Genomic DNA, 12,828 nt, shown 5'->3' with positions numbered 1-12,828 from the left:
GAGATCACGGACCCAAGCGAACGTGATGGCATGCTTGCTGCACAGGCCGTATCACAGAGCGCCGCTGATCCACTATCGGGTCTGGTGTTGCGCGATATTCCCGTCCCGCAGCCACGGCCTGGATGGTCGCGGGTGCGGGTGGTGGCGTCGTCGCTGAATATGCACGACTTGTGGACGCTGCGGGGCGTCGGGCATCCGGCGGAACAGCTGCCGATCGTGCTCGGCTGCGACGCAACGGGTTACGACGAAGACGGCAATGCTGTGATCGTCCACCCAGTGATCGCCGATCCGGATGCCGGTGACGGCGACGAAACCCTGGATCCGAATCGTGCGTTGATGTCCGAAAAATACGACGGCACATTCGCGGAGTATCTATGTGTCCCGTCCCGCAATCTGGTGCCAAAGCCGCAGTGGCTGTCATTCGATGAGGCCGCATGCCTTCCGGTTGCCTGGACTACCGCCTACCGAATGTTGTTCACCCAAGCCGGTTTACGCGCCGGTGATCGGGTACTCGTGCAGGGTGCCGGCGGTGGCGTCGCATCGGCCGCCATCATCCTCGCTGCGGCCGCCGGTGCGGTTGTTTACGCCACCAGTCGTAGCGAGGACAAGCGCGCAGAAGCGCTCACCTGGGGTGCTACTGCTGCCCTGCCCACCGGTGCGCGGCTGCCCGAACGGGTTGATGTTGTAATCGAAACCGTAGGCGAAGCCACTTGGTCGCATTCGCTGAAATCACTGCGCCCGGGTGGCACCGTCGTCGTCGCCGGTGCCACCAGCGGAATGAATCCGCCAGCCGACCTCGGTCGAGTCTTCTATATGCAGCAACGCATCCTGGGCTCCACCGGCTGCACCCGCGCCGAGCTCGTCGCGATGCTACGCATGATGGAGGCCACAGGTGTGCGCCCGGTCATCGATAGAGCCTTGCCGCTCCACGATATTCACAAAGCTTTCCAGCTCATGATCGACGGTGCACTGACCGGCAAACTCGTCATCAATCCACCGAACTCCGAGGAACACGCGTGACCGCAGCAGCCGTTGGCCTGTCCCACTCACCCCTGATCGGCAAGAACGATCCGGAACCGGATGTGTTGGTGCGTGTCGATCAGGCAGTTGACACCGCACGAGAATTCATCCGTGATTTCGACCCCGAACTGGTGGTGCTGTACGCACCCGATCACTACAACGGCTTCTTCTACAAGGAAATGCCGCCGTTCTGTCTGGCCACCGAGGCACAGGCGGTAGGCGACTTCGGCACAACCGCGGGAAAGCTATCTGTCGACTCAGGCGCTGCGATGGTGCTCGCACAAGGTGTGCTCGACCGTGGTGTCGATCTCACCATCTCCTCGCGGATGCTGGTCGACCATGGATTCGCACAGCCGCTCGAGGTGCTCTTCGGTGGCATCGATCGTGTACCGGTGGTTCCGGTGTTCGTCAATGGTGTCGCCACCCCGCTCGGGCCGGTGAGTCGGATCCGCGCGCTGGGCACCGCAATCGGAGACGCGGCCAGCGAACTGGACTTGCGTGTGCTTTACCTCGCCTCCGGCGGACTGTCGCACGACCCGCCGGTGCCGGTTCTGCAGGGCGCACCGCCGCGGGTAGCCGAGGCGCTGATCGAGGGACATTCACCGACACCTGAACAGCGCGCCAGAGGGGAGGAGCGGGTCGTGCAGGCCGGACGAGACTATGTCGCTGGATCGAGCACCATGGTTCCGATCAATCCCAGCTGGGACAACGCTTTGCTCGATCTCCTCGCCAAGGGTGAACTTGCGCAATTCGATTCGTGGAGCGTCGAAGACATGGCCCGGGAAGGCGGCGGCTCGGCCCATGAGGTGCGGACCTGGATCGCCGCATACGCCTCACTGGCCGCAGGTGGCGACTACGAGATGAATTACCGGTTCTACGAAGCGATTCCGGCCTGGATCGCCGGATTCTCTGTCACGACAGCGCGACGCCGATGAGGTACCCGCACTACGCCGACAACGGGCTAGTCGGCGCTCCGGTGGTGGTGTTCATTGGTTCACTCGGTACGACGCTGTCGATGTGGGATCCGCAGCTGCGGGCCTTTGCCACCGACTACCGCACGATCGCCGTCGACTTGCCGGGACACGGTGGCAACCCGGTCCCTGAGCAAGAGTGGACAGTGGCAGGATTTGCCGCCGATGTGGTGCGGCTGCTGGAGGTGCTCGGTGTGGACGAATTCGCTGTGGTCGGGCTGAGTTTCGGTGGTGCGGTCACACAGGTGCTCGCCGCGACGTACGCCGATCTTGTGACCTCCGTCGTGATTGCGTGTGCGGCACCGAGATACGACTCCGACTTCTGGCATGCCCGCTCCCGAGTCGTTCGGACGCACGGGCTGTCCGAGATCGTGCGAGTCACCGCGGCGCGTCGCTTCGCACCGGGGTTCGCCGAGCGGGAACCCGATACCTATGCCGCGTCGTTGCTGATGTTGGCGACGATGAGCCCGCGCGGGTATGCCGCCTGCTGTGACGCCCTGGCCACACACGATGCCGAGGAATTGCTACCCGCTATCACCGCGCCGTCACTCATCCTCGCCGGCGAACTGGACCAGGTCACATCACCGTCATTGGTGCGGGAGATGACACTGGCCATTCCAGGCTCGACATGGGGGTCGATTGCCGATTGCGGGCATCTGGCGAACGTGGAGAAACCTGTGCTGTTCAACGCATCCGTCGCTGAACATCTCGCGAAACACCGTCGTCCACAACCAGTCTCGAGGACGTGAACCACATGAACACAACCGAAATCGACGCGAATATCGTCGGGCAGGCCGCCGACCTCATCATCGGCGCGATCCGCACCCAGCAGCCGATCCCACCGGTTCGCCTGCTCGGCGTGGGCGACATTGCGTCCGCCTATGCCGTGCAGGCCGAACTGACCCGCCGCCGCATCGCCGACGGTGCGGTGATCGTTGGCCGCAAGATCGGTCTCACCTCGCCCGCGGTGCAACAGCAGCTTGGCGTGGACCAGCCCGACTTCGGGGTTTTGTTCGCCGATATGGACTGCTCCAGCGCGGCCTCGGTGCCGTCGTGGCGTCTCTTGCAGCCCAAGGCCGAGGCCGAGATTGCCTTCATCTTGAAGGACGACCTCGACGATGGTGACCTAGGCGACGAGCAGATCCGGGCCGCGGTCGACTACGCGGTCGCCGCACTCGAGATCGTCGACTCCCGAATCGCCGACTGGGACATCACCATCACCGATACGGTCGCCGACAACGCCTCCAGCGGATTGTTCGTCCTCGCCGACCAGCGGCTCACCCTCGACGATTTCTCGCCACGGGAAATCATGATGCGCATGTACGCCGACGACGAGCTGGTTTCGGAAGGCAACGGTGCCGCCTGCCTCGGCGACCCACTCAACGCCTTGGCATGGCTGGCCCGCACTGCCCGTAAATACGGGGAGCCGCTGCGCGCGGGCCAGATCATTCTGTCCGGCGCACTCGGGCCGATGGTGCCGACACCGCCTGGCACGCGCATCCGCGCCGAGATCGGCCCGCTCGGTTCGGTTTCCGCCACATTCTCCCCGAAGGAGGGGTAATGACCCCCAGCAAGACCAGAGTCGCCATCATAGGGTCCGGCAATATCGGCACCGACCTGATGATCAAGGTACTGCGCCTGTCCGACATCCTGGAAGTGGGTGCGATGGTCGGCATCGACCCCGACTCCGACGGACTTGCTCGCGCCAACCGGTTGAAGGTGCCGACCACCCACAAAGGTGTCGACGGACTGATCGCGCTGCCGAACTTCGACGACATCGACATCGTCTTCGATGCCACCTCGGCCAAGGCCCATATCGCGAACGCCGAAAAGCTCGGACCCTACGGCAAGACGCTGATCGACCTGACCCCCGCTGCCATCGGGCCGTTCGTGGTACCGCCGGTCAACCTGGACGAGCACCTGGACGCGGGCGTGGACAACGTGAACATGGTGACCTGCGGTGGACAGGCGACAATTCCGATGGTCGCCGCTGTCTCCGCAGTAACGCCAGTGCACTACGCGGAGATCGTGGCCTCGATCGCGTCGAAGTCGGCGGGGCCCGGCACGCGCGCGAATATAGACGAATTCACCGAAACCACTTCGCACGCCATCGAATCCGTCGGCCGCGCCGCACGTGGCAAGGCGATCATCATCCTGAACCCCGCTGACCCACCGCTGATCATGCGCGACACCGTGTTCTGCCTCATCGGCGACGCTAACCACGACGCCATCCGCGCTTCGGTCGCCGAAATGGCCGACCGCGTAGCGCAATACGTGCCAGGCTACCGGTTGAAACAACAGGTTCAGTTCACGCCGATCGACTCGGATGAGCCGATACACACTCTCGTGCCTGACGGCGCCGGGCCGGTGATCACCCGCGTGTCGGTTTTCCTCGAAGTCGAAGGTGCTGCCCATTATCTGCCCGCTTACGCCGGAAATCTCGACATCATGACCTCGGCCGCTCTGCGAGTCGCGGAATCGATCGCCCTGCGCAAAACCCGTGCCGCCCAGATGGTTTCGGAGGCAGTGCGATGACCCACGAGCTGTATATCCAGGACGTCACGCTGCGTGATGGGATGCATGCCATCCGGCATCGCATCGACCCGGTCGAGGTCGGCCGTATTGTCGCGGCCCTCGACGCGGCCGGCGTGGATGCCATCGAGGTCGCCCACGGCGACGGCTTGGCCGGTGGCTCGGTCAACTATGGACCCGGTAGCCACACCGACTGGGAGTGGCTCGAGGCCGCAGCGGCGAATATCGGCAATGCGGTGCTGACCACCCTGCTGCTACCCGGCATCGGGACCATCGTCGAACTCGAACGCGCCTACGACCTCGGTGTGCGCTCGGTGCGGATCGCCACGCACTGCACCGAGGCCGATATCTCCGCCCAGCACATCGCCACGGCCCGCGAACTCGGCATGGATGTCTCCGGATTCCTGATGATGAGCCACATGGCAGAGGCCCCCGAACTGGCCGCGCAAGCCAAACTCATGGAATCCTATGGCGCGCAATGCGTTTACGTCACAGACTCTGGCGGACGCCTGACCATGACCGCGGTACGTGATCGCATCCGCGCCTACCGGGACGTACTCGAACCCGACACCCAAATCGGCATCCATGCCCACGAAAACCTCTCACTATCGGTGGCCAACAGTGTCGTCGCGGTACAGGAGGGCGTCACCCGTGTCGACGCCTCACTGGCCGGACAAGGCGCCGGTGCCGGTAACTGCCCGATCGAACCATTCATCGCCGTCGCGAATATCGAAGGCTGGAAACACAATTGCGACCTGTTCGCACTCCAGGACGCGGCCGACGACCTGGTGCGCCCGCTACGTGACCGGCCGGTCCAGGTCGACCGCGAAACTCTCACCCTCGGCTACGCCGGTGTCTACTCCTCCTTCCTGCGCCACGCCGAGATCGCCGCCGAACGCTATGGCATCGACGCCCGCACCCTGCTGCTCGAGGTCGGCCGCCGCGGGCTGGTCGGCGGCCAGGAAGACATGATCGTCGACATCGCCTTGGACCTCGTCGGTGATAAGGCCCCTGTGCCCGCAGACTGATTCTCCCGCCCTGCGAACGACAATGAGCGATGAGCTATCGCCTGCGGAGTGAACTGCCCATGCGCTCAGAACCGTCGTGAGAGTCGCATGGGGCAACGACATCGCCGGGGCGATCTGCTATCCGTCGGTCGTGTGCGGTGTGGTCGGTCTGCGGCCCACCCGGCGGTCGTGTCTGAGCGCCGCATACCGGGCCCCGGATCGTCAGCCCGGTCTGGGCGCTCCGGCGCGCAGACCGGGCATGATGAGGTCTAGGAGCCGGGCGGTTTTGGCTTGCCATGGTTCGGCGTCGGGGCCACCGGAGGCTGACCCCTGCGGTCGGTGGCATCCGAGCATCCGGCGGTGGCCGCAAGGACAACACGATGGCTACCGAACAGGGTCCCGAGGGCGGTCGCGTCAATGCCGTCGCGCCGGGATTCGTCCACACCGACATGGGCGCGGCCGAACTGGAGATAATCGCGCAGGAGACATCGGTCTCCGTCGAAGAAGCGACCGAACAGGCGGTCGCCACCATTGCGTTGCGTCGACTCGGATCCGCCGACGATGTCGCCGATGCTCTCGGCTGGCTGGCGTCCGGTGCCTGGAATGTCACCGGAGCGGTCATCCCTATCGACGGAGGAAGTGGTCGATGAGCAATCGGTACGACAATTCCGGACGCCGTCGTGCTGCTGCCGATGTCGTAGGTGGGTAACTGTCGGACACGGGCGGCATGAGGGCCGCCCGTGTCCGGCTTCAGGTAAAGGACGGTCACTGACCGTATCGTTAAGCGTCTTCCGCGACCCAGGCCGCGATCTGGGCGCGCGAAGTGAAGCCGACTTTGCTTGAGGATGTGTTCTTATACGGGGACGGACCGCGTGGATCGGCTCCGGATGTTCTGTGGTCACCGGCACTCGACATCAAGGGGCCCGGCCTGGGACGATCTGCCCTCGATCATTGGTGGACGCAGGCATGTTGCCGCGTGATCTCCCCGGCACCAAGACGATCCGAATACCGGCGAGACCGCGCTGACGCGGCCGCCGTCCGGGGACGGCACCGATCGTGGCACACCTTGGCGGGGGCGGGGTGGCCGCGACGCTACCGTTTCGAGGAGGACCACAGTGAGACTCGGCGAAATATCGTTGTCGTCCAGTCGAATTCGAGCCGAGTGCCACTCAGCCGCGGGGAGTTATCGAGTCGAGTTCTAGTCCCATGAGTCCGGCTTCCTGGCCTTGGCTGCTCATCATGTCGCGGGCAGTTTGTTTGACGATGCCGCCGTCGAGGAGCCGATCGACGGCTTGGGTCATCTGGATGCCGCCGTAGTGGTGGCGTTGCATCAGGCGCAGGAACTGCACGCTCGCGTCCTGGCCACGGGCGGCGGAGAGGGCGTCGAGTTCTTGCTGTGTTGCCATCCCGGGCATGAGGCTCTCGTGGACGGTGACGTCGGTGGCGGACCCTGTGCGGTGGTGGGCTGCGGTGGTGGGGTCGGGTTGGTGCATCCAGGACATGGGTGTGGGGTTGACCGTCGGTTGGCCCGCCAGGCGCAGCCAACCGATAAGTTCACCGATCTCGCCTCGTTGCACGGTGTCGATGCGGCGGGCAATAGCCAAGACCGCGGGGTCGGCGTCGGGGTCCAGGCGCGAGACCATGATCAAGGCCTGATTGTGGTGGGCGAGCATATCCTGGGCGAAGCCGACCTCGGTCTGTGTCAGTACGGGTTCGGCCGGGGCGCGATCGTCGATGAAGAGCGGCCGCGCGCCCGCGCCGATGCATAGCAGCAGTACGGCCAGGCTGGTGAGTCCGGCCGCGGTCACCCAGGTACGAGCTCTCATGAGCCGATGGTGGTTTGCTGGTTCGACGGCGGGGTGTAGACGGCCGGGGCGAGCGCCAGCGTGGAGTAGGTGTTGTCATTGCAACTCACCCACAGTTGGTTTCCTCGCCAGTGGGGCGGGGAGGTGCACCAGTCGCTGGACATGTCACCGAAGACGAACTCGCCGGAGCGTGGGTTGTGTACCTGTCCGGAATCGAAGACGTTGGTGATGGCCTGCATGAGCGCGTTCGCGCCGAGGATAGGCGCCCCGAGGACGGCCATCGTCTTGTGCGCGGAGTTGACGAGCTGGTCCGCTTCGTTCTTGCGCGCGGGTGGGTTGTAGTAGCCGATTTCTCTGACCTGGAACGGGTCTCGGACGTCGAAGACCCGGATGCCGGAGCCGAACCATCCGCACGCCAGCGCGGTCGGGTCGGCTGGGCGATCGGCGGTGCAGTAGTGCGGGTCGTAGGAGAAGATCGACCTGCCCATACTCGAGGCGAGCGCGGAGGCCAGGTTTTCGGGCAGGTTGATTTCGAGTTTGATCGAGTTGACTACGCGCGGGCGGGTCTCGTCGGAGATGTCGATGAGTTTGACTCCGCCGCTGCCTGCTTCGTCGGGGGCGAACAGGTACGGTGTGCCGCCGTAGGTTACGGGGACGGTGTGCTGGGTGGCCCAGCCATCGGTCCAGGTCGTCTCCGACAAGATGGGGACCGCAGGGTCGGTTTCGCGGCGCTGCACAGCGGAGATGTCCATGATGGTGACCCCGCCCATGCTATTTGCGAGGTAGAGGCGGTTGCCGTCGGGACTGAAGCCCATACCGTGCATGGAGGGTCCTGGCAGGCCCTGCCAGATGACTTTCGGTTGGGCGGGGTCGCTCAGATCGATGGCGCTGACCAGTCCGGGGGCGACCCCAGAGGACCAGTAGGTGTTGCCGTCGGGTGAGAATCCGCCTTCGTGGGCAGTGATCGGCAAGGGAATGGACAGGGTGCTGCCGGGTCCGGGGTTGAGCAGACGCGGGTGGCGGCAGTCGGAGATGTCGTAGACCGACATCAGTCCGGCGCCGGTCATTAACGGCGCCCCTGTAGCGACGAGGAGTTTGCGGGTCGTGTTGACCTTGAGCGATTCCCAGGTGCCCGCCAGCATCGCGGGTTCGGTCAGCGCACCGGCGAGGACGGGATTGGCGGGGTCGGCGATATCGAGCACTTGGACTCCGACAGCGGGGCCGTTGAAGCTACCGGGGACGAAGCTGCCGATGTAGGCACAGGTGTCGAAGGCCGCTGAGACCACACCGCCGCCGTAGCCGCCGTAGCTTCCGACGCGCGTGATGTTGCAGGTGTAGCCCTGAGTGCTGCGGCCGTTGTCGCGGTCAGCGGCAGGGACGTCGCCTTGAAGGCCGGTTTCGGGGGTCGAATCCGGTGCGCAGGTGGCGCGGGTGGCGGTAGAGCGGGAGATGTCGTGCAGTACTTGGACCTCGGCGGCGGCTTGGCCTGCCGGGCCGAACACGGTCAGCGCCGGGAACAGTGTTGCTGCGATGCCGAGAGTGCTTAATCGGCGGACGTGTACAAAGAGTGACGGCATTGCCTTCCTCACCGATGAGGAGTCCTTCCTGATCCGCTACCGTAGGCCCAACGCCGTCGGTATCTGTTGTGTCCGCGGGCGGGCGGCGCCCAATCCGAATTTGTCCCGGTGGCCGAGCCCCCGGTTGCTGCGCTGGGACGTTCTGTCGCGGATGACCGATGCAGCGAGCGCATCTGGTGTGAACACTGTCACTCATGAATCGGAGTGTGGCGTAGCTGGCGTTCCGTCAGGCGGAACGGCCCTGACCCGGCGCGGACGGTCAGCATCCCGTTGCAGCGTCCCGGAGCGGGCAAGCTGCAAAACCGCCCGTGCCGCGCGGCGATGCAGGTGCGGCGTAGTCACGATTCGAGCGCGCCGATGTCGAGACATCCTCGGAAACCGTGAGGTGGTTAATCCGTCAGTGTCGGACTTTCTTCCGGCGTCAGCGGCCGCGGGGAATAGCGGTGGCTCATCAACCACGACACCGCCGCACGGCAGCAAGCGGGTGAGTGTCGATGACACTGAGTCCGCGATCTCGGCGACCTCAATCGCTGGATCGAGGTTCCGGACGGTGCATTGCAGTGAGTCTCTGACAGCCATGAACACGCAAATAATGCGAGTTCGCTCCAACCAGCGTGTTAGAACCTCTGGCAGCTTGCTCGCCTCCACGTCTGCTGACGTGCTCGAGCAACTTACCGATCAGAAACGGGGAATGCCGGTGAGATCGATCCATGCCGCCGCCGAGCCGGAAGAGATGCATGCGTTGTGGCAGTTGGTTGTTCGCCGAGTACGTAAGCGACAGCGGCGTCCAAACCCCTGCGGCGGTCGGCGACGGCGGAGGCCAGAAGGTCCTTCCGGCAGTATCTGAATGGCGCCATGCGCCCAGAAGTGTCCAGTTCTGGAACGGGTGGTGGCGGGCCCGCCTGGGGTAACTCCCCCTGGGTGGCCACGCGCCGTAAGACGATCAGAGGACGGCTCCGGGGTTCAAGATGGAGTGCGGGTCGAGAGCCGATTTGATACGGCGGCTGAGTTCCATCACGTCCTCGCCGACTTGCTTGGGCAGCCATGGTTTCTTCAAGCGACCGACTCCGTGCTCGCCGGTGATGGTGCCACCGAGAGTTATTGCGAGGTCCATGATTTCACCGAAAGCGAGGTTGGCGCGGGCAGTTTCGTCCTCGTCGTTTGGGTTATGCACAATCAGTGGGTGAGTGTTGCCGTCGCCGGCGTGTGCGATGACTGCCACTAGAACATCGCGCGCAGCGGCGATGTCTTCGATGCCTTCTATCAGGGCGGGCAGCATTGGCAGCGGGACGCCGACATCTTCGAGAAGTAGGCTGCCGAGACGCTCCACGGCTGGGATAGCGAAGCGCCGTGCCGCGGTGAAAGCTTCACCCTCTTCCGGGTCGTCTGTGGTGAACACATCTGTCGCGTTGTTGGTACGGAATACTTCGGCCATGAACTCGGTTTCGCGCGCTCGGTCCGCTCCAGGGGAATCGGACTGGGCGATGAGCATGCCATGCGCGGTGAGGTCCAGGCCCATTTTCATGCTGTTCTCGACCGCGCCAATCGATGCTCGGTCCATGAACTCGAGCATTGCGGGACGCATCACCCGGGTGATGTCCAGAATCGCCTTGGTTGCGTCCTGAACGGTGGCGAACGAACCGACCACCGTGCTGCTGGGAGCCTGTTCTGGTATGAGGCGGAGGATGATCTCGGTGACGATGCCGAGTGTGCCTTCGCTGCCGACGAACAGTTTGGTCAAGGAGAGTCCGGCCGAGTCCTTGAGGCGGGGACCGCCGAGCGCAACTGCGGTGCCGTCAGGCAAGACGACCCGAAGCCCGAGGATGTAATCGGTTGTAACACCGTACTTCACACAGCACAGGCCTCCCGCGTTCGTTGCGACGTTGCCGCCGATCGAACAAATTTCGAACGAGGAGGGATCCGGAGGATACCACAGGCCGTGTTCTGCGGCTGCGCGTTTCACCTCCGCGTTGATCAGGCCCGGTTGCACGGTCGCGGTACGGGTGATCGGGTCGACCTCGATGTGGCGCATCATTTCGGTGCTCAACACGATGCCGTTGTCGACAGCAGTGGCGCCACCGGACAGTCCTGAGCCGGCACCGCGTGGAACGACCGGGATTTCGTACTTGCTTGCCCATCGCATGACGGCTTGTACATCTTCGGTGCTGGTGGGACGCACGACTGCAGCCGGTCGGCCGGCTTGGGGGTCGCGAGCCCGATCTCTGCGATAGGACTCGGTTACATCGGGATCTGTGATGATCGCTGCCTGCGGGATCTGCTCCCGCAATTCGCGCAGTCGCTGATCCATGGCTGTCATCGGGATCTCCTCGATCGTGTAAGGGGCCGCGCGGCTCCGATGGCCGCAGGGCGCGAGCAGGTAGTCGCGCGCTTTCGTGCGTACCCGGGTCAATCGCAAGCTGCCGGAACGCGGCGTCGAAGCGCGCGAAACTTCCGGGATGCGAGAGGTTTCTTCCAAAAAACGAGAGTGACAGGCACCCCCTGGATTGTCAATGCTCATCTGTGGGCGGTGCGCTGCGGCCGCGGCGATACCGGCTGGGGCGATGACGCAGGACTTCATTGCCGAGTTCGATTGCCGAGCCAGGTGTTGGGTCGCTCAAGTGTCCGGGGGGGAGCGGCCTGGAGGAGCCCTGTGAGACAGACCACTGAGTGAGGTCAAACCTGCCCGCTTGACAGGTTGTCGCCTGGCGAGTTCACTCTATCGCATAACGAGATTAGTTTTTCGCATTGCGGAATAATTCTCGACAGCATCCTTCAGCGTCTAGGGCAGAGCGCGGCTGCCGCAGCACGGTTCCCCGCGCATGAATGCCACGCCCGTCGACGACGGGCAGAAATGGATTTCTTCAGTGACAGCCGGATCACCTGCTGCGAATGGGAAATGGGCGCCTTCATTTTCGCAGGGCATTGACCGTCGTGGCGGGACCGGCTCTGCGGCGCGGGCGGCCGCAAGGGGTTCCGCGGGTCGTGGAGATGGGCGCCGAGGTTTACAGCACCGCTCCTTTGTCGAACTCCATCGCGAGCTCCTGCGCTACCGCCTTCAACAAAGGCGCGATGCTGGCCGCGGAGTCGACTGTCAACCTCGCTGCCGGACCGGAGATCGAAATTGCTGTCGGAGAGGGTGCATTCGGAACCGGCACGGAGAAGCAGCACACTCCGACCTCCTGCTCACCTTCGTCAATGGCGAATCCGCGCGTGCGGCTTTGTTCGAGGTCGGCAAGCAGCGTTTCGGGGTCGGTGATCGAGTTTTCGGTGTAGGCGGGCATGCCGGTCCGTGCGAGAAGGGCCCGCACGGTGTCGTTGGACAGCTGCACAAGCAGCGCTTTTCCGACGCCGGTGCAGTGCGGATAGACACGTTTGCCGACTTCGGTAAACATTCGTACGGAGTGCGCCGAAGGAACCTGCGCAACGTACACGGCCATGTTTCCGTCGAGCACGGCCATGTTGGCGGTTTCACCGGTTCGTTCGACGAGCCGCGACAGATGTTGCTGCGACCAGGTCCCGATGAGCTGAGTGGCGCTGTCTCCGAGTCGAATCAGCCTAGGCCCCAAGGTGTATCGACGATTCGGCAATTGGCGGACGTAGCCGCGGTTCACGAGAGTTCTGATGATCCGATGGATTGTCGGCAACGGCAAGTCGACGGCTTCTGCCAGCTCCGTCACGCCGATCGGCCCGCCCAACGACGCCATCGATTCGAGAATGTCGAAGCTGCGCTCGACGGACTGGACAAAACCGCCGCCCGATGCAGGTCGGGGGGTCGTTGCCATCTCACGTCTCCGTTCATTCGCGTCGCGATCACCGCCATCATTCCACGAAGCGAAAAAGCGGCGCCGATACCGGGAGGAAGAGGCGTTGCAACTGTCCATCCCTTTGGCCTTCGAACACGAACTAACGCAAATAG

General features: G+C 63.9%; 11 protein-coding genes. 7 read left to right on the top strand and 4 right to left on the bottom strand.

All coding sequences use genetic code 11. The features are described 5' to 3' along the window. The first annotated feature begins 30 nt into the window (after window positions 1–30). The 7 genes from ACQPYR_RS29705 to ACQPYR_RS29675 all read left to right on the top strand — a co-directional run bounded on the left by ACQPYR_RS29705 (window position 31) and on the right by ACQPYR_RS29675 (window position 6,180). On the top strand, window positions 31–1,020 hold the full coding sequence (locus ACQPYR_RS29705) for a zinc-binding dehydrogenase (protein ID WP_433622231.1): 990 nt from the start codon (window positions 31–33) through the stop codon (window positions 1,018–1,020). After that, a complete protein-coding gene (locus tag ACQPYR_RS29700) occupies window positions 1,017–1,955 on the top strand; it encodes a 3-carboxyethylcatechol 2,3-dioxygenase (protein ID WP_433622230.1) in 939 nt (312 codons plus the stop codon). The genes ACQPYR_RS29705 and ACQPYR_RS29700 overlap by 4 nt, the downstream gene beginning before the upstream one ends. Beyond that, window positions 1,952–2,740 carry an alpha/beta fold hydrolase gene (locus ACQPYR_RS29695; protein WP_433622229.1) on the top strand — a complete coding sequence of 263 codons (789 nt, stop codon included), beginning with the start codon at window positions 1,952–1,954 and terminating at the stop codon, window positions 2,738–2,740. Before ACQPYR_RS29700 ends, ACQPYR_RS29695 begins: the two co-directional genes overlap by 4 nt. Before the next feature lie 5 nt (window positions 2,741–2,745). After that, window positions 2,746–3,552 carry a 2-keto-4-pentenoate hydratase gene (locus ACQPYR_RS29690; protein WP_433622228.1) on the top strand — a complete coding sequence of 269 codons (807 nt, stop codon included), beginning with the start codon at window positions 2,746–2,748 and terminating at the stop codon, window positions 3,550–3,552. After that, a complete protein-coding gene (locus tag ACQPYR_RS29685; protein WP_433622227.1) occupies window positions 3,552–4,526 on the top strand; it encodes an acetaldehyde dehydrogenase (acetylating) in 975 nt (324 codons plus the stop codon). Before ACQPYR_RS29690 ends, ACQPYR_RS29685 begins: the two co-directional genes overlap by 1 nt. After that, a complete protein-coding gene (dmpG, locus tag ACQPYR_RS29680) occupies window positions 4,523–5,551 on the top strand; it encodes a 4-hydroxy-2-oxovalerate aldolase (RefSeq protein ID WP_433622226.1) in 1,029 nt (342 codons plus the stop codon). Before ACQPYR_RS29685 ends, dmpG begins: the two co-directional genes overlap by 4 nt. Window positions 5,552–5,910: 359 nt before the next feature. Then, window positions 5,911–6,180: an SDR family oxidoreductase gene (locus tag ACQPYR_RS29675; RefSeq protein WP_433622225.1), complete on the top strand. Its 270-nt coding sequence runs from the start codon at window positions 5,911–5,913 to the stop codon at window positions 6,178–6,180. A gap of 519 nt (window positions 6,181–6,699) precedes the next feature. Here the strand turns inward: ACQPYR_RS29675 and ACQPYR_RS29670 are convergent. The 4 genes from ACQPYR_RS29670 to ACQPYR_RS29655 form a co-directional block, all read right to left on the bottom strand. Then, window positions 6,700–7,356 (bottom strand): DUF305 domain-containing protein, encoded by a 657-nt coding sequence (locus ACQPYR_RS29670; RefSeq protein ID WP_433622224.1) that lies wholly within the window; start codon window positions 7,354–7,356, stop codon window positions 6,700–6,702. After that, the gene (locus tag ACQPYR_RS29665) at window positions 7,353–8,912 is read right to left on the bottom strand and encodes an LVIVD repeat-containing protein (RefSeq protein WP_433622223.1); all 1,560 of its coding nucleotides are present in this window, start codon (window positions 8,910–8,912) and stop codon (window positions 7,353–7,355) included. Before ACQPYR_RS29665 ends, ACQPYR_RS29670 begins: the two co-directional genes overlap by 4 nt. A 943-nt stretch (window positions 8,913–9,855) precedes the next feature. Then, window positions 9,856–11,229, bottom strand: coding sequence for an FAD-binding oxidoreductase (locus ACQPYR_RS29660; RefSeq protein ID WP_433622222.1), 1,374 nt, complete (start codon window positions 11,227–11,229; stop codon window positions 9,856–9,858). A 685-nt stretch (window positions 11,230–11,914) separates the two neighbouring features. After that, window positions 11,915–12,694, bottom strand: coding sequence for an IclR family transcriptional regulator (locus ACQPYR_RS29655; RefSeq protein WP_433622221.1), 780 nt, complete (start codon window positions 12,692–12,694; stop codon window positions 11,915–11,917). Window positions 12,695–12,828: the final 134 nt, after the last annotated feature.

The organism is Nocardia sp. CA-120079 (assembly GCF_050955745.1).
Classification (GTDB): domain Bacteria; phylum Actinomycetota; class Actinomycetes; order Mycobacteriales; family Mycobacteriaceae; genus Nocardia.
Note: the sequence above shows the minus strand (reverse complement) of the source record. Positions and strands in the feature narration are given on the sequence as shown.

What these genes read in the sequence shown, in the direction of transcription:
- ACQPYR_RS29670 (WP_433622224.1), bottom strand. Translation starts at nt 7,356, where the DNA reads ATGAGAGCTCGTACCTGGGTGACCGCGGCCGGACTCACCAGCCTGGCC.
- dmpG (WP_433622226.1), top strand. Translation starts at nt 4,523, where the DNA reads ATGACCCACGAGCTGTATATCCAGGACGTCACGCTGCGTGATGGGATG.
- ACQPYR_RS29695 (WP_433622229.1), top strand. Translation starts at nt 1,952, where the DNA reads ATGAGGTACCCGCACTACGCCGACAACGGGCTAGTCGGCGCTCCGGTG.
- ACQPYR_RS29705 (WP_433622231.1), top strand. Translation starts at nt 31, where the DNA reads ATGCTTGCTGCACAGGCCGTATCACAGAGCGCCGCTGATCCACTATCG.
- ACQPYR_RS29685 (WP_433622227.1), top strand. Translation starts at nt 3,552, where the DNA reads ATGACCCCCAGCAAGACCAGAGTCGCCATCATAGGGTCCGGCAATATC.
- ACQPYR_RS29665 (WP_433622223.1), bottom strand. Translation starts at nt 8,912, where the DNA reads ATGCCGTCACTCTTTGTACACGTCCGCCGATTAAGCACTCTCGGCATC.
- ACQPYR_RS29660 (WP_433622222.1), bottom strand. Translation starts at nt 11,229, where the DNA reads ATGACAGCCATGGATCAGCGACTGCGCGAATTGCGGGAGCAGATCCCG.
- ACQPYR_RS29675 (WP_433622225.1), top strand. Translation starts at nt 5,911, where the DNA reads ATGGCTACCGAACAGGGTCCCGAGGGCGGTCGCGTCAATGCCGTCGCG.
- ACQPYR_RS29690 (WP_433622228.1), top strand. Translation starts at nt 2,746, where the DNA reads ATGAACACAACCGAAATCGACGCGAATATCGTCGGGCAGGCCGCCGAC.
- ACQPYR_RS29655 (WP_433622221.1), bottom strand. Translation starts at nt 12,694, where the DNA reads ATGGCAACGACCCCCCGACCTGCATCGGGCGGCGGTTTTGTCCAGTCC.